23 protein-coding genes are annotated in these 23240 nt (G+C 71.1%); 16 read left to right on the top strand and 7 right to left on the bottom strand.

The genetic code is table 11. From position 1 onward, the window contains the following. The 4 genes from SD626R_RS06350 to SD626R_RS06335 form a co-directional block, all read right to left on the bottom strand. A partial coding sequence (locus SD626R_RS06350; protein WP_092564886.1) for a DUF7504 family protein occupies positions 1 to 580 on the bottom strand: 580 nt, incomplete at its 3' end. A gap of 43 nt (positions 581 to 623) precedes the next feature. After that, positions 624 to 1010: a DUF8057 family protein gene (locus SD626R_RS06345; RefSeq protein ID WP_092564884.1), complete on the bottom strand. Its 387-nt coding sequence runs from the start codon at positions 1008 to 1010 to the stop codon at positions 624 to 626. Continuing rightward, positions 1010 to 1705: an RAD55 family ATPase gene (locus SD626R_RS06340; protein ID WP_092564882.1), complete on the bottom strand. Its 696-nt coding sequence runs from the start codon at positions 1703 to 1705 to the stop codon at positions 1010 to 1012. The genes SD626R_RS06345 and SD626R_RS06340 overlap by 1 nt, the downstream gene beginning before the upstream one ends. Before the next feature lie 112 nt (positions 1706 to 1817). Next, positions 1818 to 2288: a chemotaxis protein CheW gene (locus SD626R_RS06335; protein ID WP_092564880.1), complete on the bottom strand. Its 471-nt coding sequence runs from the start codon at positions 2286 to 2288 to the stop codon at positions 1818 to 1820. 102 nt (positions 2289 to 2390) lie between these two features. On the opposite strand from SD626R_RS06335, the gene cheB reads away from it, so the two are divergent. From cheB to SD626R_RS06290, 9 genes are all read left to right on the top strand, one after another. Then, positions 2391 to 3512: a chemotaxis-specific protein-glutamate methyltransferase CheB gene (cheB, locus tag SD626R_RS06330; protein ID WP_092564878.1), complete on the top strand. Its 1122-nt coding sequence runs from the start codon at positions 2391 to 2393 to the stop codon at positions 3510 to 3512. Continuing rightward, positions 3512 to 5878 (top strand): chemotaxis protein CheA, encoded by a 2367-nt coding sequence (locus tag SD626R_RS06325; RefSeq protein WP_092564876.1) that lies wholly within the window; start codon positions 3512 to 3514, stop codon positions 5876 to 5878. The genes cheB and SD626R_RS06325 overlap by 1 nt, the downstream gene beginning before the upstream one ends. Continuing rightward, on the top strand, positions 5875 to 6678 hold the full coding sequence (locus tag SD626R_RS06320; protein ID WP_092564874.1) for a CheR family methyltransferase: 804 nt from the start codon (positions 5875 to 5877) through the stop codon (positions 6676 to 6678). Before SD626R_RS06325 ends, SD626R_RS06320 begins: the two co-directional genes overlap by 4 nt. Continuing rightward, a complete protein-coding gene (locus tag SD626R_RS06315; RefSeq protein WP_092564872.1) occupies positions 6678 to 7889 on the top strand; it encodes a HEAT repeat domain-containing protein in 1212 nt (403 codons plus the stop codon). The genes SD626R_RS06320 and SD626R_RS06315 overlap by 1 nt, the downstream gene beginning before the upstream one ends. Then, on the top strand, positions 7890 to 8762 hold the full coding sequence (locus SD626R_RS06310; RefSeq protein WP_092564870.1) for a CheF family chemotaxis protein: 873 nt from the start codon (positions 7890 to 7892) through the stop codon (positions 8760 to 8762). It begins immediately after the preceding gene. A 217-nt stretch (positions 8763 to 8979) separates the two neighbouring features. Continuing rightward, positions 8980 to 9693, top strand: coding sequence for an HAD family hydrolase (locus SD626R_RS06305; protein WP_092564868.1), 714 nt, complete (start codon positions 8980 to 8982; stop codon positions 9691 to 9693). Further along, positions 9690 to 10370, top strand: coding sequence for a class II aldolase/adducin family protein (locus SD626R_RS06300; protein ID WP_092564866.1), 681 nt, complete (start codon positions 9690 to 9692; stop codon positions 10368 to 10370). Before SD626R_RS06305 ends, SD626R_RS06300 begins: the two co-directional genes overlap by 4 nt. An 80-nt stretch (positions 10371 to 10450) precedes the next feature. After that, positions 10451 to 11422, top strand: a complete 972-nt coding sequence (locus SD626R_RS06295) for a ribose 1,5-bisphosphate isomerase (protein ID WP_092564864.1) — start codon at positions 10451 to 10453, stop codon at positions 11420 to 11422. Next, complete coding sequence (locus SD626R_RS06290; RefSeq protein ID WP_092564892.1) at positions 11419 to 12552, top strand: ATP-dependent ribose-1-phosphate kinase; 1134 nt, start codon at positions 11419 to 11421, stop codon at positions 12550 to 12552. The genes SD626R_RS06295 and SD626R_RS06290 overlap by 4 nt, the downstream gene beginning before the upstream one ends. Positions 12553 to 12629: 77 nt before the next feature. On the opposite strand, the gene SD626R_RS06285 is transcribed toward SD626R_RS06290, so the two are convergent. Beyond that, on the bottom strand, positions 12630 to 13715 hold the full coding sequence (locus tag SD626R_RS06285) for an asparaginase (RefSeq protein WP_092564862.1): 1086 nt from the start codon (positions 13713 to 13715) through the stop codon (positions 12630 to 12632). A gap of 329 nt (positions 13716 to 14044) precedes the next feature. On the opposite strand from SD626R_RS06285, the gene SD626R_RS06280 reads away from it, so the two are divergent. From SD626R_RS06280 to SD626R_RS06270, 3 genes are all read left to right on the top strand, one after another. Continuing rightward, on the top strand, positions 14045 to 14266 hold the full coding sequence (locus SD626R_RS06280) for a DUF8028 family protein (RefSeq protein ID WP_092564890.1): 222 nt from the start codon (positions 14045 to 14047) through the stop codon (positions 14264 to 14266). 157 nt (positions 14267 to 14423) lie between these two features. Beyond that, the gene (locus SD626R_RS06275; RefSeq protein WP_092564860.1) at positions 14424 to 16082 is read left to right on the top strand and encodes a DUF255 domain-containing protein; all 1659 of its coding nucleotides are present in this window, start codon (positions 14424 to 14426) and stop codon (positions 16080 to 16082) included. Positions 16083 to 16226: 144 nt separating this feature from the next. Beyond that, positions 16227 to 17033, top strand: coding sequence for a TrmB family transcriptional regulator (locus SD626R_RS06270; protein WP_092564858.1), 807 nt, complete (start codon positions 16227 to 16229; stop codon positions 17031 to 17033). Positions 17034 to 17525: 492 nt separating this feature from the next. Here the strand turns inward: SD626R_RS06270 and mptA are convergent, their stop codons facing one another. Further along, positions 17526 to 18455: a GTP cyclohydrolase MptA gene (gene mptA / locus SD626R_RS06265; protein ID WP_092564856.1), complete on the bottom strand. Its 930-nt coding sequence runs from the start codon at positions 18453 to 18455 to the stop codon at positions 17526 to 17528. Between the two features lie 310 nt (positions 18456 to 18765). Here mptA and SD626R_RS06260 point away from each other — a divergent pair, with 310 nt between their 5' ends. From SD626R_RS06260 to SD626R_RS06245, 4 genes are all read left to right on the top strand, one after another. Continuing rightward, positions 18766 to 19059: a 50S ribosomal protein L21e gene (locus tag SD626R_RS06260; RefSeq protein ID WP_092564854.1), complete on the top strand. Its 294-nt coding sequence runs from the start codon at positions 18766 to 18768 to the stop codon at positions 19057 to 19059. A gap of 1 nt (position 19060) precedes the next feature. Beyond that, positions 19061 to 19417 carry an RNA polymerase Rpb4 family protein gene (locus SD626R_RS06255; protein WP_092564852.1) on the top strand — a complete coding sequence of 119 codons (357 nt, stop codon included), beginning with the start codon at positions 19061 to 19063 and terminating at the stop codon, positions 19415 to 19417. A 504-nt stretch (positions 19418 to 19921) separates the two neighbouring features. Continuing rightward, a complete protein-coding gene (locus SD626R_RS06250; protein ID WP_092564888.1) occupies positions 19922 to 20764 on the top strand; it encodes an eIF2B alpha/beta/delta subunit family protein in 843 nt (280 codons plus the stop codon). Between the two features lie 185 nt (positions 20765 to 20949). Continuing rightward, positions 20950 to 21906, top strand: a complete 957-nt coding sequence (locus SD626R_RS06245; RefSeq protein WP_092564850.1) for a DUF7260 family protein — start codon at positions 20950 to 20952, stop codon at positions 21904 to 21906. A gap of 309 nt (positions 21907 to 22215) precedes the next feature. Here SD626R_RS06245 and SD626R_RS06240 read toward each other — a convergent pair. Then, on the bottom strand, positions 22216 to 23240 hold a 1025-nt coding region (locus tag SD626R_RS06240), incomplete at its 5' end, for an aldo/keto reductase (RefSeq protein ID WP_092564848.1).

Raw genomic sequence — 23240 nt, 5'->3', positions numbered from 1 at the left:
GGTCCACACCCTCCACGAGCCGTTCGAGGTCGTCGTCGTCCACGCGCGTCTCGACGACGACCTCGAACGGCTCGTGGAGGGTGTGGACCACCTGCTCGTCGTGCGCCGTCGACCCGACGACGCCGACGAAGGGCCACCCCTCGCCGGAGGTCTGGGAGGTCATGACGCGGGTGAACCGGTAGATGCGCTCGGGGTCCCAGTACATCAACAGCTGCGAGAGCGAGTAGACGCCGACCGCGCGGTCGCGGCCGGCCGACGACTCGACGATATCGGTGAACTTGATCCCGATGTCGGTGAGGTTCCCGGCGCTGGCGACGTACTTCGTCGTCGGCGTGTCCTCGCGCTTGTCGCCCTGTTCGTGGGTGACGCAGTCGACGACGGTCACGTCGCCGCCGTCCCGCCCCGTGATCGTCTCGTAGTCGTCGCGGACCTTCTCCGCGGTGCGGCCGGTCGAGATGACGACCGGCTCGTCGGCCCACTCGGCGAGCAGCCGGTTGAACAGGTCGTACTTCCCGCTCATCGGGGGGCCGCTGACGAGCACGCTGTCGGCGTCGCGGACAGCGCCGGGAAGCACGGTCATGTGTCTGGGTTGAGAGGGTATCGCGTAAAACCCTTCCGAGGGATCACTTCCGGAGCATCGACGGGAGATCGAGCGACGACGGGGGGCCCTCTCGGGGCGGTCGCGTCAGTGTCAGCTCCGTTATCGCTCCGGGGAGCGCGGCCCGCACCGGCGGCTCGCGCGGCGCGCCGTCCCCGTCGACGAGCGCCTCCCACACCTCCGTCGGATCGTCCGCCTCGTCGCTGGCGGCGAGCGCCTTGGTCCGCCCCTCGTCGTACGCGAGCTCGACGAGGCTGCGGTCGTACGCGCTCGGGAACGCCTCCATCACGCGATCGAGCTCGGCCGGGCGCCTGTTCCCGACTCCCTCCGCGACCCCGAGAGCGAACGCCCGCCGGACCGCCTCCTCGCGGGTGAGGTCGTCCCACTCCGTGCCGAAGGTCCGGTCGTACATCAGTGGGTCACCGTCGCGGCCGAGCCGACGCGGAGCCCCCCGTCCGTGAACTCGATATCGCGGATGTCGGTGTCGACGTCGGTCCCGCGCATCTTCAGCACCTGGATCCCGCGCTGCATCCCGTCGTCTTCGAGGTAGTTGTGCATGAAGACGACGCCGTGCGCGAGGTAGTGCTCCTCCGAGTAGGCGCTCGGGTCGGTCATCTCGGAGATGAGGAGCGTCGTCGCGTCGGTCCGCTTCAGCGAGGAGAGCAGCTGGACCATCGTGTCCTCGTCGTCGTCAAGGAGGAACCGCAACAGCATGGTGGAGTCGAAGACGACGCGGTCGATGTCGCGGGAGTTGATGAAGCCGGTGAGCCGGTTCGTCACCCCGGAGTGGTCCCGGCGCTCGCCCGGGAGACCGAAGAACCGGCGGCCGTCCGAGGAGAACGAGTCGAGGAAGGTGACCCGGTCCGTGTCGAGCGCCCGGTCGAACCCGAAGTCGTACCCGCCCATGTCGCGGCGGATCCCCTCTTTTGTCTCGTGCATGCTGATGTACAACACGTCCTCGCCGTTGCGGGCGCCCTGCGCGGCGAACTGCGAGCAAAACGTCGTTTTGCCGCTGCCGGGAGGGCCGCTGACAACGTACAGGCGGTTCTCCGGGAAGCCGCCGTCGACGAGGTCGTCGAACCCGGGAACGCCGCTTGTGGCGCGCATACCAAGGGACTCGCCGGTCGGCTCATAAGGGTTGGCTCCTGTTTCTCAGAGGTGAGAACGGTCGGGGTCGCGTCGGCTGCCGGCCGCCGATGCCGGACCTCGACTCCCCGCGTCAGGCCTCGGCGTCTTCGGAGATCGCCTCGCCGACGTCGAAGTCCTCCACGTCGGGCGAGACCCAGACGACGAAGCGGTCGTCTGACTTGACGATCCCGCGGATCCCCTCGTCGTCGACGGTGGTCCCCCGGTCGACGTCCTCGGGCGCGACGTCGCGGACCTGGAACACCTCGTCGACCATCCAGCCGACGGTGCCCCCCTCGTCGATCTCGTCGTCGTCGAAGACGACGATGCGCTCGCGGGGCCCCTCCTCCGCGATGTCGAAGAGCGTCTTCGGGTCGACGATCGTCGTCGTCCGACCGCGCAGGTCCATCACGCCCTCGACGTGCGCCGGGGAGTTCGGGATGCGCGTGAGCTCGCCCGCGTCGACGATCTCGTCGATGACGCCGATGTCCAGACAGTACGTCCCGTCGCCCAGTCCGAACTCCAACACCTTCGTGGGTTCGGCCTCCGTCTCGGTGGCTGCCATGGACGGACTTGCGGTGACATGTCCAATAACCGTGTCCCCTGAATTATCAGGGGTGATTCCTGGGTCCGTGGGTTTATGCCGATTCTGAGCCCGCCTTCGTGTATGAGTGGGACGACGGATCGGCGGGGCGGTCGCGACGGCTCGGTACGGGTAGTCGTCGTTGACGACTCGCCGTTCATGCGGGGCCTGATCGCCGATCTCCTGACGGACGCCGGCGTGGCAGTGGTGGGCGAGGCCGGCGACGGCGCGGAGGCGCTGTCGGTGGTCGCCGAGACGCGTCCGGACGTGGTGACGATGGACGTCGAGATGCCCGGAATGGGCGGGTTAGAGGCCGTCGAGCGGCTGATGGCCGAGACGCCGACTCCCGTCCTGATGCTGTCCGCGCACACCGCCGAGGGCGCGGAGGTGACCTTCGAGGCGCTGGAGCGCGGCGCGGTCGACTTCTTCTCCAAACCGGGCGGCGAGGTGTCCACCGGCGTCTCCCGCGAGTCTGACCGGCTCGTCGAGGCGGTCAGGTCGGTCGCGGACGCCGACCTCGACGCGGCGACGCGCGACCGACGCGACGCCGACGAGACGGCCGCCGCGAGCGGTTCGCGCGGCTCCACCGGCGCGGCCGGTTCGTCTCCTCCGAGCGACGGCGAGACGGTCGACATCGACGGCCCGCTGACGGTCGTGATCGGGGCGTCGACCGGCGGGCCGAACGCGGTCGAGCGGGTGCTGTCGGCGCTGCCGATGGCGGACTGTCGGATCGTGATCGTCCAGCACATGCCGGAGGCGTTCACCTCGCGGTTCGCCGACCGCCTCGACGCCGCCTCGGCGTACGACGTGCGCGAGGCGAGCGACGGCGCGCGGATCGGCGCCGGCGAGGCGGTCGTCGCCCGTGGCGGGAGCCACACCCGAATCGACAGCTACCGGGCGGGGCGGCTCCGCGTCAAGCTCGACGAGGACGACTCCAAGTCGGTCACCCCGGCCGCAGACGTGACGATGCGCTCGGCGGCCGCGGTCGTCGACGACCCGCTCGTCGGCGTCGTGTTGACCGGGATGGGATCGGACGCCGCGGCGGGGATCCGGGCGATGGCCGACGCCGGCGCGCGGACGATCGCGCAGAGCGAGGACACCTGCGTCATCTACGGGATGCCGAAGCGCGCGGTCGAGACCGGCGGCATCGACGAGGTGTGCGACCTCGACGACGTCGCCGGCTCGATCGTGGGGGGTGAGGCCTGATGGACTCCCACCGCGCCGCGTTCGTCGCCGAGGCGGAGGACGGGATCACCGACCTCAACAACGCCCTGCTCGCGCTGGAGGCCGACCCCGAGGACGCCGAGGCGATGGACGACGTGTTCCGCGTCGCCCACACGCTGAAGGGGAACGCCGCCGCGATGGGGTACGACGACGTCTCCGACTTCGGACACGCCCTGGAGGACTTACTCGACGCGGTCCGGCAGGGCGACCGCGAGGTGACGCCGGAGCTGATGGACCTCCTCTTCGAGGGCGTCGACACCGTCGAGGCGATGGTCGACGAGATCGCCGACGACGGCGAGGTGACGACCGACCCCTCCGACCTGGAGGGCCGACTCCGCGAGATGGAGGAGCACGGGACCGTCGGCGGCGACGCGGGGGACGACGGCTCGGCGGACGACCAGTCAGACGCCGGCGGTGCCGACGGCGATTCGGGTGAGTCCGGCGACGACGCCGACGGGGACGACGCTCCCGACGTCTCGGTGCCGGAACCGCCGGCGGCCGCGGCCGACCTACCCGACCCGGTCGCGTACGCGGACGTGACGATCGGCGACGCGCAGATGCCGGGCGTCGACGCGGCGCTTGTCCTCCAGGCGGTCGACGAGCAGTTCGACGGGCACGCGACCGATCCGGCCCCGGAGGCGCTGGAGGACGGTGAGTACGACGAGTCGTTCGACGCCTTCGTCGGCGGCGCCGACCCCGAGGTCGTCGCCGAGGGGCTCCGGGCGCTCACCCAGGTCGAGGCGGTCACTGCGGTCGCGGTCGGCGGCGGTGACGACGCTGCGGCCGCGGTCGGCGACAGCGAGGACGGTGCGGTCGCCGAAGCGAGCGATGCGGACGCCGGTTCGGCCGACGCGGATGTGACGGCCGACGACGAGTTCGAGTCCGCCGAACCGGCGGATACCGAGCGCGCCGAACCGGAGCCGACCGATGACGCGGCCGACGCACCCGAGCCGTCCGACGCCGACTCCGACGCTGACGGCTCCGACGGTTCGGACTCGGCGTCGACCGATTCGGACTCGGCATCGACTGATTCGGATCAGAAGTCGAACGACTCCGGCTCGAAGTCGGATTCGAAGTCCGGCGACGAGATCAAGTCCATCCGGGTCGACGTCGACCAGGTCGACGAGCTGTACGGGCTCGTCGAGCAGCTCGTGACGAGCCGGATCAAGCTCCGACGCGAACTGGAGGCGGCCGACGCCGAGTCGGACACGTTAGACGAGCTCGACAAGCTCGCTTCCAGCCTGCAGGACACGGCGATGGATATGCGGCTCATCCCGTTCTCGCAGGTGTCCGACTCGTTCCCGCGGCTCGTCCGGGACATCTCCCGAGACCTCGACAAGCGGATCAACTTCGAGATCGAGGGCGACGACGTCGAGCTCGACCGGACGATCCTCACGGAGATGCGCGACCCGCTCGTCCACGTCCTGCGGAACGCGGTCGACCACGGGGTCGAGTCACCCGAGGAGCGCGAGGCCGCCGGGAAGGACCCGACCGGGCACGTCAGGCTCACCGCCGAGCGCGAGCGTGACCACGTGATCATCGAGGTCGCCGACGACGGCGGCGGGCTCGACCCGGACCAGCTCCGCGAGAAGGCGGTCGACGAGGGCGTCAAGAGCCGCGAGGCGGTCGAGGCGATGGACGACGACGAGGCGTACGACCTCGTCTTCCACCCCGGCCTCTCCACCGCCGAGGAGGTCACCGACGTCTCCGGGCGCGGCGTCGGGATGGACGTGGTCCGAACGACCGCGCGCGACCTCGACGGCTCCGTCTCGGTCGAGAGCGAGCACGGCGAGGGAACGACCGTCCGCTTCCGGCTCCCGGTCACCGTCGCCATCGTGAAGGTGATGTTCGTCGACGTGGGCGGTACGGAGTATGGCATCCCGATCAAGTCGATCGCCGAGGTCGCCCGCGCCGACGACGTGGAGGAGGTCCACGGCGACGAGATCGTCCGCCACGAGGGCGACCTCTACCCCGTGATCCGGCTGAACGAACGCCTCGGCGAGGTCGACTCGACGGCGGTCGAGGCGTCCGCGGCCGAGGCGTCCGGGACCGGACCCCCCGCCGCCGACGGCGGCGTCGCGCCCGACGAGCCGGGCGACGACGGGTTCGTCCCTGCGGAGCCGACGGCGTCGGACGGCGACGCCGGCGAACCGACCGACGACGGCATGCTCGTGCGGATCCGCGAGGAGACGCGACAGGTCGCGCTCCACTGCGACGCCGTGCTCGATCAGGAGGAAGTGGTGGTGAAACCGCTCGACGGCCCGCTGTCGGGGACGCCGGGACTCAGCGGCACGGCCGTCCTCGGCGACGGCGACGTCGTGGCCGTCCTCGACGTGGTGAGCCTATGAGCGCCGAGACCCCCTTCGAGGGCGTCCTTCGACAGATCGACGACACCGTCCCGTTCGAGCCGGGGTACTACAACGAGTCCTACCTCGACCGCCGGATCACCGCGCGGATGCGCCGACGCGACACCGAGTCGCACGCGGAGTACGAGCGGTTGCTCCGCGAGGACGAGGAGGAGCGGCAGGCGCTGATGGACGCGCTCACGATCAACGTGACGGAGTTCTTCCGCAATCCCGAGATGTGGGACGTGTTCCGCGACGTGCTCCGCGACCGGACGAGCGAGCAGCGGCGGGTCCGCGTCTGGTCCGCTCCCTCGGCGGACGGTCGCGAGCCGTACTCGGTCGCGATGCTGGCCTGCGACGACCCCGAGATCGACGAGTCGCGGGTCGAGGTGCTCGGCTCCGACATCAGTCAGGAGGCGCTCGACAACGCCCGCGACGGCGTCTACCACACGACCCGGACGACGGACATCGCCGAGGAGCTGGAGCCGCTCTCCGACCCCGACCGCTACGTCGAGCGCGACGGGGACACGTTCGAGGTGCGGCCGGCGGTCAAGCGCCTCGTCGACTTCGAGACCCACGACCTGATCCGCGACGGCGCGCGCGACCCCTTCGACGTGGTGTTGTGTCGCAACCTGCTGATCTATATCGATGTCGACCACAAGGGCGCGCTGTTCGACACGCTGGAGGCGTCGCTCGCCGACGACGGCGTGCTCGTGCTCGGCATGACCGAGAGCGTCCCGCCGGACCGGTCCAACAGGTACGAGCCGATCGACAAGCGCCGACGGGTGTTCGGGAGGGTCTGATGTCGCTGTACCAGCACGCTCGGGACGAAAACGTGGAGCGGCTCAGGGATGCGCTGAGCAGCGACAGCGCCGCGGTCCGGCGCCGGGCGGCCGAGTTCCTCGGCGAGGTCGGCGACGTCGACGACCAGGCGACCGTCGACGGACTCCTCCACGCGGCCACGAGCGACGACGACGCGGAGGTCCGGGGCGCCGCGGTCGACGCGCTCGACGAGCTCGGACAGGCGGCGCTCGAACAGCTCCTCAAAGAGCTCACCGGTACCAGCGGCTCCGAGGCGGAGTGGGTCACCGCCCGGAAGTTCGCCCGCGCGCTCAGGGCCGACCGCCCGGAGCTCCGGATGGCCGCCGCGAACGCGCTCGGCGGGCTCGACGACGCCACCGGGCTCCAACACCTCGTCGAAGCGCTCGACGACGAGGACTCGCGGGTCAGGCTGCGCGCCGCGCAGGCCTGCGGGACGTTCGCGGACCAGCGGTCGGTCCCGGCCCTCACGGAGCGGCTCGACGACGACGACCCGCGGGTCAGGCGGGCCGCGGCCAACGCCCTCGGGAACGTCGGGACGGACCAGGCGCTCTCGCCGCTGCTCGACCTCCTCGACGACGGCGACGAATCGCTCCGGCGGATCGCCGCCGGCGCGCTCGGAAAGGCGAACAACCCCGAACCGGTGGAGCCGCTGGCGCGCGCGCTCGGCGACGAGAGCGCGGTCGTCCGCAACGCCGCGGTGTACTCGGTCATCGAACTGCTGTCGAACGTCCCGACCGAGCAGAGCCACGCGGTCCGCGACCGCGTCGTCTCCGAGCTGAAGTCGGCCGACGACGCCACGGTCGTCGAACCGCTCGTCGAGATCCTCACGGACGGCCAACAGAGCCGCCAGCGCCGGAACGCGGCGTGGATCCTCGGTCGCGTCGCGGAGCCGGAATCGACGATCGCCGTCGAGGCGCTCGCGGACGCGCTCGCCGACGAGGACGCACAGACCGCCCAGTTCGCGGCCACCAGCCTCAAGAGCCTCGGCGGCCCGATCGTCGAGGACCGGCTGCTCGATCGTATCGGCACCGAGCACCCGGAGGACGCCAGGGCGAAGGCGGTGTTCGTCCTCGGGCAGATCGGCGGACAGGAGACGCTGAACCGCCTCGAAGGCCTCACCGACGACGAGAGCTCCGCGGTCCGGCAGCGGGTGTTCTCGGCGGTTTCAAAGCTCCGGGCGGGGGGGCCGTAGATGTCCGACGGCGGCGGCGAGTACAAGGTAGCGGACACCCAGGGGCGCTTCGCGGTCGCGGTCCGGGAGGGACGCAAGGTGAGCGACGTCTCGTGGACGCCGGGACGGGTGCTCCTCTCGAACCGGCGGCTCATCCTGGCCGGCAACGACGGGAAGCGGACGATCCCCCTCTCGGAGCTCCGGGGGCTGGGCGGGCGCCACGACGCCAACCAGTCTGTCGCGCGGGTCTCGAACTACGTGAGCTTCGACCTCGGCGACCAAGTGCTGTTGGTCGCGGCATCAGACCACGAGAAGTTCGAGCGCGACGTCTACCGCGCGCTGCTCGACCAGCGGACGGTGACCGCCAAACACCCCGCGATCGAGGGCGGCGTCGTCCAGGAGACCGAGTGGGAGCAGGCCCGCGTGAAGATCGACGAGAACGGCCTCAACGCGGCCTTGGAGAGCGGCGCGTTCGTGGAGTTCGACCTCGACGACATCAGCGGGCTTGACGCCGCCAAACGCACGGTCAACGGCGAGAAGAAGCCCGTCATCGAGGTGTCTCACACCGACGACGAGGGCACCAGCATCGAGACGCACGTCGCCGGGGACCCCAACCGGATGCGGTTCGTCGAGGCGTGGCTCCGGAAGGGCGAGGAGCGCTCGTCGACGAACGTCGACCTCTCCAGCCGCGACCGGGAGGTGTTGATGGCGCTGTACTCCGGCGTCTCGCCGTTCGAGATCCCGTCGTTCCTCGGAATGGACGTCGACGCGGTCGAGGAAACGTTCGAGCGCCTCGTTGAGCTCGAAGTGGTCGAGGAGGTGCGCGTGCGCCGCGAGGTGGCGCTCAACTCCCGCGGCCGCAACATCGCCAGCGAGGCGATGAACGAGCAGTGAGCGGTCGGAGCGGGGTCGACGGCGGAAGGGGCGAACAGCCGGCGCGCTCCGGAGTTCCGCGGCGGTGCGCCGGGCTCCCGCCTCGATCGCCGTGGACGACGACTCAGTTCACGGGCGCGTTGGCCGCGGCATCGGTGATAAGCGGGCGGTTCGCCGAGAGCGACCCGTCGTCTCCGCGTCGAACCACGCTTAAGTCGCCGCCCGGCCGAGTGAGAGCATGAGCTACGAGGCGGTCTGTTTCGACCTCGACGACACCCTCTACCCGTACCCGCCCTGTAACGAGGCGGGCAAGCGGGCGGCGCTCGCGGCCCTCCGCGACCGCGGCTACGAGATGGATCGAGAGACGTTCGACGAACTGTACGCGACCGCGCGGCGGGAGGCGAAGCGGGAGACCGCCGGCACCGCGGCCTCCCACGACCGGCACATCTACTTCAAGCGCGCGCTCCGGCGCCACGCCGGGGAGTGCGACGCCGCGACCGCGCTCGCGGTCGGCGACGCCTACTGGGACGGGTACGCCGAGGAGATGGAGCTGTGCGACGGCGTCGAGTCCGTTTTCGACGCGCTCGCGGCGGCGGGGACCGACGTCGCCGTCGTGACGAACCTCACGACCCGCGTCCAGCTGCGGAAGCTCGTGCGGCTCGGAGTCGACGACCGGATCGACCGCCTCGTCACCTCCGAGGAGGTCGGCCGGGAGAAGCCCAGCGCGCTCCCCTTCACGACCGCGCTCGCGGAGTTCGACTGCCGGCCGAGCGAGGCGCTGATGGTCGGAGACAACGTCGGAGCCGACATCGGGGGCGCGAACGCGGTCGGGATGGACACCGCGCTGTTCGTCGCCGGCGGCGAGGCCCCCGGCGAGGACGAGCTCCGCGGACCGCGCCGCCCGGACCACCGCCTCGACGCCTTCGCCGACCTGACGGAGGTGGCGCCGTGACCCGGGACGCGACGGACCGCGACCCGGACCTGCTCCGCGCCGCCCGCGAGGCGGTCGTCGAGTACGCCCCGGCGCTCGCCGAACTGACGCCCGGTCGGACCGGGAACCTCAGCGTCCGCGACGGCGACGCGATTGCGGTGACGCCCACGGGCGTGCCGTACGACTCCTTCGACGCGACCGACGTGCCGGTGGTCTCGCTGGAGGGCGAGCGGCTGGCGGGCCGGATGGCGCCGTCGAGCGAGGTGCCGATGCACACGGGCATTTACAAACACGACCGGCCGGGAGCGATCGTCCACGCCCACTCGCCGTGGGCGACGACGATGGCGACGTTGGGTCGGAAGCTCCCGCCGGTCCACTACATGATCGTCTCGGTGGGACGGGAGGTCCCGCTCGCCGACTACGCGCCGTACGGGACCGCGGAGCTGGCCGCGAACGCCGTCGCCGCGATGGCCGACGCCGACTCGGACGCGGCGATTCTCGCGAACCACGGGCTCGTGGTGACCGGCCCGGACGTAGGGACCGCGGTCGAGAACACGCACCACGTCGAGGACCTCTGTCGGCTCTACCTCCTGGCGTCGGCGGTCGGCGACCCCAACGTTCTCACCGCCGAGCAGCTCGCGACCGTCGAGGAGCGCTTCGAGAGCTACGGGCAGCAGGCAGCGAGCGACGGGGAGTAGCTCCCGGTCGCGAGGACCTCGCCGCACCGGCCGCCTCGGTCGCCCGGTTTTATAAATAGCCGGCCGGCTACCGGATCGGTATGACTGAGCACGAACCGGCGCCCCCGGTGCGCGAGACCGCCGAGGCGATCGCGACGATGGAGATCCGCGGGGCGGCGACCATCGCGTCCGCGGCGGCCGAGGCGCTCGCCGAACAGGCGCGCGCGGCCGCGGCGAGCGGCCCGACCGCGAGCGACCCGGCGGCGTTCCGCGCGTCGATGCGCGCCGCGGCCCGGGCCCTCCGCGAGACGCGCCCCACGGCCGTCTCGCTGCCGAACGCCCTCCGCTACGTCCTCCAGCGGATGGAGGGGACCGACGTCGACCGGCTCCGACGGAGCGTGGTCGACGCGAGCGAGGCGTTCGTCCGCCAGCTCGACCGCGCGCGGGAGGACCTCGGGCGGGTGGGCGCGAACCGCCTCGCCGACGGCGACACGGTGATGACCCACTGCCACTCGACGGACGCGCTCGCGTGCATCGAGACGGCCGTCGAGCAGGGGAAGTCGATCTCGGCGGTCGTCAAGGAGACCCGCCCGCGCCAGCAGGGACACATCACCGCCGAGCAGCTCCGCGACGCCGGCGTCCCGGTGACCCTCATCGTCGATTCCGCGGCACGGCGCTACCTCGACGAGGTCGACCACGTCGTCGTCGGCGCGGACTCGATCGCGGCTGACGGCGGCGTGATCAACAAGATCGGCACCTCGGGACTCGCGGTCAACGCCCGCGAGCGCGGCGTCCCGATCATGACCGCGGCCCAGACGATCAAGCTCCACCCGGAGACGCTGACGGGCCATACCGTCGAAATCGAGATGCGCGACGAGACGGAGGTGATCGACCCCGAGACCCGCGAGGGGATCGGCGGGATCGACGTCGAGAACCCGGCCTTCGACGTGACGCCGCCGCGGTACATGGACGCGATCGTCACCGAGCAGGGGCAGTTCCCGCCCGAGAGCATCGTGACGCTCATGCGGGACCTGTTCGGCGAGGGCGCCGCGGAACCGTGGGCGGAGCCATGAGCGGGAACCCCGGAGACGACGGCGCCCCCGACGATTGGGAAGATGAAGTCGCGGAGTGGAACGAGGAGGTCTCCGAGTGGGAGACGAACGGCTCCGGGCCGGGCGACAGCGCCGGAGAAACGGACGGCTCCGGCCCCGTCGACGAGGACCCCGACCTCGCGCCCGAGGAGTCGAGCCGCGCGCCGAAGGTGGTCACCGCGGGCCACATCAACTGGGACGTGACGATCCACGTGGACCGGCTGCCGGAGCCGGACGGCGAGACGCGGATCGAGCGGCTCGAACAGTCCGGCGGCGGCAGCGCCGCGAACGTCGCGGTCGGCCTCGTCGACCTCGGCGGTCAGTCGGTCGTCTACGGGAGCGTCGGCGGCGACGAGTCGGGCGCGCTCGCGCTCCGCGAGCTCGCGAGCGCCGGTGTCGACCCCGGGCAGGTCCTCGTCGACGCCGACGAGCCCACCTCGGTGAAGTACGTCATCGTCGACGGCGGCGGCGAGCTGCTCATGCTCGCCAACGACGGCGCCAACGAGTCGTTCACGGCGGCCGGGCTCGACCGCGACACCCTCGCGGCGGCCGACCACCTCCACCTAACGGGCCAGCACCCGGAGACGGCGGCCGCGCTGGCGACCGCCGCGGGCGAGGCGGGCGCGACCCGCAGCTTCGACCCCGGCCGGCGCGTCGGTGATCGAGAGTTCGACGCCGCGCTCCACGCCGCTGACGTGCTCTTCCTGAACGCTCGGGAGGCCGACGCGCTGGCCGACGCGACCGACATCGACCCGTGGGAGCCCGACGACCGCATCGTCGCGATCAAGCTCGGCGACGAGGGCGCGACGGTCCGGACGCCCTACGGCGACGTCTCGCACCCCGGCTTCGACGTCGACCCGGTCGACACGGCCGGCGCGGGCGACGCCTTCGCGGCCGGGTTCCTCGGCGCGGCCCTCCGCGAGCCCGAGATCGTCGACGGCGGGTTCTCGCACGACCCGCGCGACTACCAGGTCCCCCTGCTCGTCGGCAACGCCTGCGGGGCCATCGCGGCCGAGACGGTGACCGCCCGAGCGGAGCTCTCGTGGGACCGCGTCCGCGAGGCGATGGGGGAGTCGCCCGAGGCGGACCTGTTGATCGAGGTCCGCGCGTAGGCGGAGACGGCGCGCCGAACCGGCTCGCCGGCCCGGTGACGGGGGCGGACTGGCTCGTCGGCACCGACCGGAGGCGATCAGGTTCCCTCCGACATCCGGAACAGGTCGCCGAGCGCGTCGCCCCCGGCGCTTCCCTCGTCGCGGTCGAGGTCGGCCGCGAGCCCGAGCGCGAGCGCGACTCGCGCCTTCGACGCCGGGAGCGGGCCGGCGAACGTCACGCCGTGCTCCCCCAGCGTGACCGCCCCGCCGGGCGTTCCGTACACCGGCTCCGTCGGCCCTGCCGGGGGACGTCCGGCGACGACGACGGGCGTCTCCGGGAGGACCTCGGCCACCGCGTCGCCGATCGCGGCGGTCGCGTTGCCGAGGCCGGTCCCCTCGATCACGAGCCCGCCGACGCCCGCGTCGACCACGCGCTCGATCGCTCCCGCGCCGACGCCCGTCCCGGAGTGGACTACTGGGACCTCCGGGACGGCCTCGGCGCCCTCGATCGCGTCGACGAGCGGCTCGACGTCGACCCCGCGCCGCGGCTCCCGCACGAGCCGCGACCCGGCGCGGGTGAACGTCGCGACCGGCCCGGTCCCCGGCGACGTCATCGTCGAGAGCGCGTTGCTGTGGCCCTTGACGACGTCGCGGGCGGCGTGGAGCTCGTCGTCGAACGCGACGTGGACGCCCGGCGCGAACCGGTCGTCCGCGGCGGCCCGCACCGCGAGCGTCAGGTTCGCGGGCGCGTCGCTGGAGGGCTCGTCGAGCCGGCGCTGGGCTCCCGTGACGACGACCGGCGCGTCGAGGTCGGCGAGCAGGTCGAGCGCGAACGCGGTGTCGGCGAGCGTGTCGGTGCCGTGCGTGACGACGACGCCGTCGGCGCCCTCGGCGACCGCCTCCCGCGCCGCCGTCGCGGTCGCGAGCACGTCGCGCCACCGCACGTCGAATCCGGGCTGCGAGCAGACTTCGCGGGCGCTCACGGTCGCGTACTCCTCCACGCCCGGCACCGCCGCGACGAGGTCGTCGCCGGTCTTCGCCGGCGCCGCGCCGCCGTCGTCCGGTTCCGAGGCGATCGTGCCGCCGCAGGCGACGACAGCGACGCGCGGCTTCGGCCCGCCGTCGGTCGAAGCTCGTCGCTTCTCGTCCGCCTCGCGGTCCGCCGCCGGCTCGGTGTCCGTCATACCCTCCGCTTCTTCCGGAGGATCAAAGCGGTTGGTCCCGCGGCAGCCGCTCGTCTCGCCGGGGGCCGAGCGGGTGACGCCGATCAACGAGGGCCGACGCCGATCAACGAGGGGGACGCCGGTCGGCGAGATCAGCCGACGAGGGGGACGGTCGGAGACGTACGACGGAACTCGGTCGATCTCCAACAAAAAGGATGAGCGGTCTCGGTAAACGATTAAAACGCTTCTGAGCCGGTTTTAAAACGTCGGCGTGGACCGAGAAAACGAGGTGAAAATCCCCGAACCCTCTGCCGGCTATATGGGGTCCCCCGTCGTACGGTGAAATGTCCATGTCAATCCCCGCCCCCACACGTCTCGCCTCCGGCCGACAGGTCGCCGGGCTGATGACCGGCACGATGAAAGCCGCCGCCTTCTGGGCCGCGATCGCCATCCCGGCCACGTACCCCGCGCTCCTGTACACGGGTCTCGACGGCGGCACCGGGCTGCTGTTCGTCGGCCTGCTGTTCGCGAACGCGCTGGCGCTCGCGCTCGGCCACGACTACAAGCGCTGACAGGCGCGGCACCCGGAACCGAGGCGCCGCCCTCCGGCCGCATCGCACCGTTCGACGACGCCCTCCCCCTCGCCCTCCGCGATCCCGGCCCTCGATTCGACGGCCGCCCTCCCGCCCGTCTCGAAGCGCTTACCCACGGGCCGGCCCGACCGCCTGTATGACCGACGAGACGCACGTCGAGTGGCGCGACTGGGGCCCCGAGGCGTTCGCCGATGCCGACGAACGGGACCGCCCGGTGCTCCTCTCTTTATCTGCCACTTGGTGCGAGGGCTGTCACGAGATGGACGCCGTCACGTACGCCGAGCCCCGTATTGCCGCCAACGTCAACGAGGGGTTCGTCCCGGTCCGCGTCGACGTCGACCGGCGCCCGCGGGTGCGCGAGCGATACAACATGGGCGGGTTCCCGACCACTGCGTTCCTCACGCCCGACGGCGAGCTGCTCACCGGCGCGGGCTACCTCGACGTCGACGGGATGCGGCAGGTCCTCGAATCCGTCCGCCAGATGTGGGCCGACAAGGGGCGCTCGGCGGGGCGGGTCCCCCGCGCGCTGGACGCCGACCTCCCGCCGCGCGGCGAGCTGACCGACGCGGTCGAGAGCCACCTCGCCGGGCAGGTGGAGGTGAAGTACGACGACGAGTACGCCGGCTGGGGAACGGACGCGAAGTTCCCGCTCCCCCGCACCGTCGAGTTCGCGCTGAAGCGCGACCGCGACCGCACCCTCCGGACGCTCGACGCGGTGCGCGACCACCTCGCCGACGACGTCGCCGGCGGCTTCTTCCGGTTCGCGGGGACCCGCGACTGGGGCGACGTGGCCTACGAGAAGCCGATCGACACGAACGCGGCCGTCACGCGCGCGTTCGCGAACGCCTACCTCTACACCGGCGACGAGGCGTACCTGACGCCCGCGACCGACGCGGTCGCGTTCCTCACCGACGACCTCTGGACCGGCTACGGCGTCGGCGGGAGCCTCGGTCCGGGGCTGGGACGCGCGTACTACGCCGCGCCCGCCGACGACCGCGCGGAGCTCGACGCGCCTCGCCGCGACCTCACGGTCTTCGCCGGCGGGAACGCGCTCGCGGCCGACGCGCTTCTCGCGGTCGCCGCCTACACCGACGACGAGCGCGCCCGCGAGTACGCCGATCGGATCCTCGACGGCCTCGAACGAGACCTGATCGACGCGGACTCGGGCGAGGTGACCCACTTCCGCGGCAGCGACGAGGTCGGCGAGTCGGACCTGCTCGACGACGTCGCCCGTGTCGTCGGGGCGTACGTCCGCGCCGCCGGGGTCCTCGGCGAGGGCGCCGACGTCGCCCGCACGGTCGCGGACCGCGCGATCGACCGGCTCCACGTGGACGGCTCGTTCGTCGACGGGCCGCGGTCGGGGGCGGGGCTGCTCGACCGCCCGTTCCGCCCGCTCGACGGCAACGTCGAGATGGCGACCGCCCTGCTCGACCTGGCGGCGCTGACCGGCGCGGACCGCTACCGGGAGGTCGCCCGCGAGACGGCCGAATCGTTCGCGGGGGCCACCGAGCGGCTGAGTGTGCAGGTCGCCGGCTACGGGAGCCTCGTCGGGCGGCTCCTCAGAGGTACCACCGCCGTCGCGGTCGGCGACGAACCGGGTAGCGACCTCCACCGCGCGGCGTGGCGGGTCGCAGACCACGAGAAGGTCGTCGCGCCGAACGCCCACTTGGAGGGGTCGCCGGCGCCGCGGTCGGTCCCCCCGGGATCGGCGGTCGTGCTCGCCGGCGACGCGGTCTCCGAGCCCGCGGAAACGCCGGACGAGTTGATGCGGCGAGTCGCCGAGACCGCGGAGTAGGACGCAGCGGTCGGCGCGTACGGTCGTATTCGGTCGGTTTCGGCGGCCGGTCCGACCGGCCGCTGTCGAGCGACAGCAGCGCTCCCACCGCACCCGCGTGTAAACGGGCGACGTGTTTATATCGGTGCCGTCTGATCGACGCGTATGGCATCCCTTCGGGACCTGGGGCTCTCCGAGTACGAGGCGCGCGCCTACCGCGCGCTGTTGCGCACCGGACCGACGACGGCGAAAGACCTCTCGCGGGCCAGCGAGGTCCCCATGGGACGGGTGTACGACGTGCTCAACAGCTTGGAGCAGCACAGCCTCGTCCGGAGTCAGGCCGCCAGCCGGCCGAAGAAGTACGCGGCGGTCGAGCCCGACGCCGCGCTCGACCGTCTGTTAGAGGAGCGGAAGCGGGAGCTGGAGACGCAGGCGGAGCAGTACGAGGAGGTGGTCGACGACCTCTCGACAGAGCTCGACGCGGGCGAGCCGGTGGACGGCCAGTTCTGGACCGCGGCGGTCGGCGCGGAGGAGGCGACGGACCTCCTCTTGGAGCGTATCGCGGCCGCCGAGCGCCGGATGGTCGTCGTCGTCGGCGCGCCGGCGACCGGCTTCGACCTCGGCACGATCGGCGAACAGGTCGCCGCGGAGCTGGAGTCGGCGCTCGACCGCGGCGTCGAGATCCGGGTGTTGTTGTCGCCGGAGACCGTCGACGCACTCCCGCGGAGCGTCGGCCGGCGCTACACCGCCGAGCTGTCGGACAAGGCGGGGTTCGAGGTCCGGACGACCTCGGGCGTCGACGGGACGTTCAACGTCTTCGACGGGATCGAGGTGTGCATCGAGGTGCCGCACCCGCTGTCGGGCGACGAGCCGTTCGCGATGATCGACGTGAAGGACGCGGAGTTCGCGACGAGCGTGAGCGAGGAGTTCGAGCCGCGGTGGGCGGAGGCGGAGCCGCTGTCGTTCGGGTGAACCCGCGCTATTCGATATTCACCGACACACGCTGATCCGAACCCCGGCTAGTAGAGACGCAGCGGCGAGCAACGGTGACGATTGGTCATAAATAACGACGCGGTCGGCGCGTGCCGGTGAGCGGCCGGTAGGCCGCGAACCGCACGCGCGAGGGAGCCCGCGGCCGCCATCGGCGGCCGCGGCGAGGCTGGGGAGGTGTGAGGCTGCGGTGCGGAGGAGTGCGTGGTGGGAACCCAAAGGGGCAGCCGCGAGGGCGGCGCAGGCGACGAAAGCACCGCAGCGAAGGAGCGATAGCGACTGAGCGAGGAGCGCAGCGAGCGTGCGGCGCCCTCGCGGCTGGGGCTTTGACGGTGTTCACCGGTAATCTAGTAGCAACCGCGTGTAGCCGAGCGGCTGGGGCTTTGACGGTGTTCGCTACGGAGTCGGCGATCAGATCTGATCGAGCGGTTAGAGCGTTCGGGGGCCGTTCGGTGAACGAGTATCCGGTCGCGTCTAGCGCGCGTTCAGTTCGGTCCGCAGGTCGCCCATCGTGACCTCGCGCTCGGCGTGGGCGTTGTGCTGGTGGATCGACTCGTCGTTCGACTGCTTCATGTGGATCACGGCGTCGTCCGGCAGGTGGTCGAACTCCTCGATCGTCCCCTCCGCGAGCGCGCGGACGCAGTCCTCGACGAACTTCGCGTCGGCGTGGGCCTCGTAGGTCATGTGGTCCTCGTCGGGGCGCTTCGCCATGTTGTAGATCCGGGCGCTCATCGAGTCGCGGGCGACGTCGATGAGGTCGCGCAGGTCGATCTCGGGGTGACCGTCGGTAGTGACGGTGAGCGTCGCGTGGCCGCGCTGAGAGTGGCCCGGCTGCGGGACCGCGTCGAGGAACGCCTCGGTGGTCTCCTCGTCGACGCCGAGTTCGGCGAGCTTCTCGCGGGCGCGTGACTCGCTCATCCCCTGCGAGCAGGGACAGACGGTCATGCCGGTGACCTCCGCGCCGATCTCCTCGCGGGTGCCCTCCTCGGTCGCGGTCGCGCTGGCGATGATCGTCGACGTGCTCTGCGTCTCGATCCCGGACGCCGGCGTGTCCTCGCGGGTGACCAGCTCCGCGGTCATCGACACCTCGGCGGTGGTGGTGTAGTCGTGCTTCTCTAAGAGCCGCTCGGCGGCGTCCCCGCAGACGTCCTCGACGCGGTACGCCTCCTCGCGGGTGATCTCCTCTAGGATCTCGTCAATCGTCGCAAGGTTCCGCGACATGTCGATCCCCTTGCGACCGCTCGGGAGGTCGACGAACACCTCGAACTCGGCCATGAGGACGATGGGGCGCCGATCCCCCCGGGCGAGCTTGACAAGCTTCTCCACGCCGGTGACGCCGACCTGCGAGAGCCCGACGGTGACGTCGGGCGCCGACGCCTGTACGTCCGGCAGCTGATGACTCATTACGAACACGTTAGGGAACTCCCGGGATTAGCACTTTCGATAGGGGGGCTTGCATGGGGTAGTTTCGGCGCCCGCGGCGGGGGTCTCGGATCCCCCCCCCCTCTCGGCGCTGACCTCCCCGTGTCAATCGGTCGGTAAATCGCCGCCGTCAGGTGCGTTCGATCCGATTCTCGACTGGGAACCGATCCGGCGCCCGACCGGTCCCGACCTGGAACTCGATCCGGCGCTCGACCCGGCTGTGGTACCCGCTCTCGGGCGAGAGCCGTAACGCACCATTTATACCTGCGGCAGCGGAACGTAGCCCAAGACCATGCCGAGTTCCAATGGGCCCCAGAAGGCGACCCGCGACAAGCTCTCGAACAAACCGCGCGACCGCGGCACGTCGCCGCCGCAGCGAGCCATCCAGGAGTTCGAGGCGGGCTCGCAGGTCCACCTCAAGATCGACCCCAGCGTCCAGGAGGGTCGCTTTCACCCCCGCTTCGACGGTCGGACGGGGACCGTCGTGGGCAAGCAGGGCGCCGCGTTCAAAGTCGAGATTCCGGACGGCGGGAAGACGAAGACGCTCATCGTTCGCGCCGCCCACATGAGCGCCCAGCAGAACTGAGATGACGATCTTCAAAGAGAAGGTCGACGAGGAGTACGTCACGGTCTCCGAGGCGAAGGAGGTCCTCGTGGACATCGAGGCGGAGCGCGCCGAGGACGAGGACCGCGACCTCCGCTACGAGCTCGCCCGCGCGATCGAGCACGTCAACCGGTTCGCCAAGCTCGACGCCGACGAGTCCCGCGAGCTCGTTGAGGAGCTGACGGAGCTCGAGCAGATCGACATCCCCACTGCGGTGAAGATCGCCGACCTGCTCCCCGAGGATCGCACCGAGCTGCGCTCGGTGTTCGCCCAGGAGCGCTACTCGCTCGACGGCGACGAGCTCGACGACGTGCTCGATATCGTCGCGAAGTACGCCTAGATCGGACGAATCGCGTCTTTTCAGTTGCGGCTCTCTTCGATTGCGGGAACAGTTTCGTTTTCGTTTCCTCAAAAGTAGCTGCTCGGCGATACTCGACTGAGTACAGATCGACGGTGAACACCGCCAAAGCCCCAGTCGGCGAGGGCGGCGCACGCTCGCTGCGCGCATCACTCGGTCGCTCACTTCGCTCGCTCCCTCGTCTTGGTGCTTGGCGTCGCCTGCGCCGCCCTCGCCGACTGCCCCTTTGAGTCCCACCCCGCACAGCACCGCTCCGCACAGCGACTGCACCTCACGCCTCCCCAGCCTCGCGGTTCGCGCTCTGCGAGCGCTCACCGGCTCCAGCGAGGGACCGAAGGTCCCTCTGGCAGCCGGCGGCTTCGCCGCCGGCGACCTCGCGCGTGCACCTCGCGCCCTGCGGGCGCTCGGCGGCACGCGCCACCGCGCCTTTTGATCAGTCGACGAAACCCCGGAATCCATTTGAACGGCGGCGACGAGGATATCGGTATGATAGACGAGACCGTCGCCGAGATCCGGGCGATGCGGACTCACAGCACGTCGGCGGTGGCCGTGAAGGCGACGCGCGCGCTCGCGGAGCTGCTCGACCGCGAGTACGTGACGGTCGACGAGTTCGAGCGCGACTTAGAGCACAACGCGGGCGTCCTGCGGCGGTCGAACCCCTCCCACGCCGCGCTCCACAACGCGATGCGCGACGTCGAGCGCTCGATCATCGGCGAGCCCACGAGCGTCGAGGACGCGAAACAGCTCCTCGAAGACACCATCGACCGGGTCGCCGACGACATCGAGACGGCCAAGGGGGAGGCCGCCGCCAACGCGGCCGAACATATCGAGGACGGCGACACGCTCCTCGTCCACGACTACTCGACGACGGTGCTGGAGTCTATCGAGAACGCGGCCCGCGACGGCGCGCACCTGACCGTCTACGTCACGGAGGCGCGCCCGCGCACCCTGGGCCGGAAGACGGCGCGCGTGCTCGCCGGGATGTCCCGCGTCGACGTCCACATGGTCGTCGACAGCGCGATGGGGTACGCCCTCCGCGACTGCGACCGCGTCCTCCTCGGGATCACCTGTATCACCGGCGGCACCTACTACAACCGGATCGGGACCTTCCCCTTGGTAGTCACCGCCCGCGAGCTCGGGATCCCGGTGACCGCCGTCGGCTCGGGCGCGAAGACGATCGAGGAGTTCCGCTTCGAGAACGAGTTCCGCGACGCCGTCGAGGTGATGCGCGAGCCGGTCGAGGACGTCGAGATCGAGAACCCGAGCTACGACGCGACCCCGATCGGGATGATCGACACCGTGATCACAGACGACGGCGTCGTCGAGTAGCGGGGCGGTAGCCGGGCGGTAGCCAGACGGTGGCTGGCCGTTCCTCCCGTCCCGTCGTCGGTTTTCACCGGAGCCGACCGGCGTGCCAGCGGTCGCTATCGGAATCGGCGTCGACGCGGAACCGCCGCGTCAGAGCGCGAACCCGGACGTAACTGCTTTGTGTATGTACCGTGTTAACGAGCGTAATGAGTGTATATTCGGGCTCCGCCAACGTCTTCCGGATCCGCCACGCGGACCCGGGGGCGATGAGAGAGTGTACGGGCCTCTCGTGTGAGGTCGGCGCGGCGGCGACCGAGCCGGCAGTCGTCGCCGCGGCGGTCGTCGTCGGGCTTGCCGCGTTCCTCGCGTTCGCGTACGTCCGCGAGGCGGTCGACGCCGACCAGCGCGAGCGGCGGCGCGTCCTCGCCGAGCGCGACGCGTTCGAGGGGTTCGCGGACCGCGTCGCCGACCTCGACCCGGCGCCGACCGGGTCGACGGCGCCGGGGTTCGACGGATCCATGGCCGCGGTCCGCACGGTCGACCGCGCCGGCGGCGATGACGTCAGGCTCAGGCGGGTGCTGGCGGCGTACCGCGACACGGTGATGTCGGTCCCCCACTACAGGGAGGAGTACGACGAGACGATCCCGGAGAGCCTCGCCGCCGAACTGGGCCCCGACACGGCGGCCGCGCTGGCGTCGAACGGCACCCTCTCCGCGGCGTCCCAGTCGGCGCTCGTCAGGCGGAGCCGGCGAGCCGCCGAGGCGCGCTCGTCGCTCGCCGACGGGATCGACGAGGAGATCGAGGCGCTGCGGGCGTTCGAGAGCGACCTCTCCCGCGTCGACCGGCGTCGACGGCGCCTCCTCGAACACCTCGACGGCGTCTCCGGCCCGGGGACCGACGCGGCGCTCGACGTCTGGGAGCGGCTCAACGAGCTCGAAGGCGAATGCGACGAGATCGCGGCGGAGCGGCAGGAGACGCTCGCCGACCCGCCGATGACGCCGGACCCCGCGACCGACTCCGGCGAGGACCGCGCCTTCTACGAGTACCTGTACGAGCCGACGGACGGCCCCCGATATCCCGTGCTGGCGCAGGTGTCCGAGCTGGCGGAGCGGATCCGCGGTGACCGGGACCGCGTCGCGCGGCGACTGGCCGGTGGACGGTAGCCGGACGGGGTCGCACGCGCTCCGTCGGGACGCCCCACGAGGGCCGTCACGGGAGGTTTATAACCGCAGCCGGCCACGCTCGTGGTGGTGGCCATGACGACGTGTTACCCCCACTGAGCCCCTTGTGACGAGGGATTTCCCACCGAGCCACCACTTCCGTCCCGTCGAGCCGCGCCTCCGACCCGCGAGCGGCCCGGGCAGACGCGGACCGCGGTGAAAGTGATCTCCAGCGAGGGTATCGCTTCGCAGTCGTGCGGTCTCGACGCGAAAGGAGCGGGTTCGTCCCTGGTTCCGGGTCGGCGGCCGGCCTCAGTACGAGGCGGCGCGCTTGTCGAGGCCGGCGGCCTCGATGTCCTCGCCGTCGACGGAGGTGCGGAGGACGTCCATCCCGTCATCGCGGTCGACGTCGAAGTTCCGGGCGTACAGCTCGTCGACGCGCTCGTACTCGGCCTCGGAGAGCGGCGGCACGCCCGCCGCGCTCCACTCGGCGATGTCGTCGCCGTCGCGGAACGTCGGGGTGACCGAGGCGACCTCGTCGTGCGCGAGCAGCCAGCGGATCGCGGCCTGCGCCATCGTGCGCGTCCCGTTCGCGTGATCCGGATCTTCGAGGAAGCGGATCGCCTCGACCTTCTCCCAGCCCGTCTCGTACCACTCCCGCGGGCGGTGCGAGCGGTGGTCGCCGTCTTCGAGGACGGTGTCGGGCGTCACCTGCTCGTTGAGCAGGCCGGAGGAGTGCGGGACGCGGGCGATGACGGAGGTGTCCGAGCCGGACTCGCGGATCGAGTCGACGAAGTGGCGGCCGGGCTCCTGCTCGAACAGGTTGAAGACGGTCTGGACCGCGTCGAACTCCTCGTACTCGACGGCGGCGTCGCCCTCGGCGAGCCAGCCGATCGAGGGACCGAGCGCCCAGCCGAGCGCGCGGACGCGGCCGTCCGCCTTCCACTCGGCGAGGAGGTCGCGCACCCCGGGCGTCACCTCGTCGACGTTCGCGTTGTGCAGCTGGAGCACGTCGACGTAGTCGGTGTCGAGCCGGTCGAGCGAGGCCTCGAACGCCTCGGTGAGGTACTCCTCGTTCAGCTCCTTCGGGAGTTCGCCGTGGCCCGCCTGCGGGTTGTCGTAGAAGTCGTAGCCGATCTTCGTCGACAGCGTCACCTCGTCGCGGCGGCCGTCGATCGCTCGGCCGATTATCTCCTCGCTGTCGCCGTGGCCGTACACGTCGCCGGTGTCGACGTAGGTGACGCCGGCGTCGAGCGCCGCCTCGACCATCCCGACCGCCTGGTCGTCCGAGCGGTCGCCCCACCAGTCGGTGCCGACGACCCACGCGCCGAAGCCGA

The organism is Halorubrum sp. SD626R (assembly GCF_001261915.1).
Classification (GTDB): domain Archaea; phylum Halobacteriota; class Halobacteria; order Halobacteriales; family Haloferacaceae; genus Halorubrum.
Note: the sequence above shows the minus strand (reverse complement) of the source record. Positions and strands in the feature narration are given on the sequence as shown.

Bases quoted from the DNA above. Each gene is read 5' to 3' on its own strand.
- SD626R_RS06275 (WP_092564860.1), top strand. From the start codon at position 14,424: ATGACCGACGAGACGCACGTCGAGTGGCGCGACTGGGGCCCCGAGGCG.
- SD626R_RS06320 (WP_092564874.1), top strand. From the start codon at position 5,875: ATGAGCGCCGAGACCCCCTTCGAGGGCGTCCTTCGACAGATCGACGAC.
- SD626R_RS06335 (WP_092564880.1), bottom strand. From the start codon at position 2,288: ATGGCAGCCACCGAGACGGAGGCCGAACCCACGAAGGTGTTGGAGTTC.
- SD626R_RS06260 (WP_092564854.1), top strand. From the start codon at position 18,766: ATGCCGAGTTCCAATGGGCCCCAGAAGGCGACCCGCGACAAGCTCTCG.
- SD626R_RS06245 (WP_092564850.1), top strand. From the start codon at position 20,950: ATGAGTGTATATTCGGGCTCCGCCAACGTCTTCCGGATCCGCCACGCG.
- mptA (WP_092564856.1), bottom strand. From the start codon at position 18,455: ATGAGTCATCAGCTGCCGGACGTACAGGCGTCGGCGCCCGACGTCACC.
- SD626R_RS06315 (WP_092564872.1), top strand. From the start codon at position 6,678: ATGTCGCTGTACCAGCACGCTCGGGACGAAAACGTGGAGCGGCTCAGG.
- SD626R_RS06345 (WP_092564884.1), bottom strand. From the start codon at position 1,010: ATGTACGACCGGACCTTCGGCACGGAGTGGGACGACCTCACCCGCGAG.
- SD626R_RS06280 (WP_092564890.1), top strand. From the start codon at position 14,045: ATGTCAATCCCCGCCCCCACACGTCTCGCCTCCGGCCGACAGGTCGCC.
- SD626R_RS06270 (WP_092564858.1), top strand. From the start codon at position 16,227: ATGGCATCCCTTCGGGACCTGGGGCTCTCCGAGTACGAGGCGCGCGCC.
- SD626R_RS06310 (WP_092564870.1), top strand. From the start codon at position 7,890: ATGTCCGACGGCGGCGGCGAGTACAAGGTAGCGGACACCCAGGGGCGC.
- SD626R_RS06295 (WP_092564864.1), top strand. From the start codon at position 10,451: ATGACTGAGCACGAACCGGCGCCCCCGGTGCGCGAGACCGCCGAGGCG.
- SD626R_RS06255 (WP_092564852.1), top strand. From the start codon at position 19,061: ATGACGATCTTCAAAGAGAAGGTCGACGAGGAGTACGTCACGGTCTCC.
- SD626R_RS06250 (WP_092564888.1), top strand. From the start codon at position 19,922: ATGATAGACGAGACCGTCGCCGAGATCCGGGCGATGCGGACTCACAGC.
- SD626R_RS06285 (WP_092564862.1), bottom strand. From the start codon at position 13,715: ATGACGGACACCGAGCCGGCGGCGGACCGCGAGGCGGACGAGAAGCGA.
- SD626R_RS06305 (WP_092564868.1), top strand. From the start codon at position 8,980: ATGAGCTACGAGGCGGTCTGTTTCGACCTCGACGACACCCTCTACCCG.
- cheB (WP_092564878.1), top strand. From the start codon at position 2,391: ATGAGTGGGACGACGGATCGGCGGGGCGGTCGCGACGGCTCGGTACGG.
- SD626R_RS06340 (WP_092564882.1), bottom strand. From the start codon at position 1,705: ATGCGCGCCACAAGCGGCGTTCCCGGGTTCGACGACCTCGTCGACGGC.
- SD626R_RS06325 (WP_092564876.1), top strand. From the start codon at position 3,512: ATGGACTCCCACCGCGCCGCGTTCGTCGCCGAGGCGGAGGACGGGATC.
- SD626R_RS06290 (WP_092564892.1), top strand. From the start codon at position 11,419: ATGAGCGGGAACCCCGGAGACGACGGCGCCCCCGACGATTGGGAAGAT.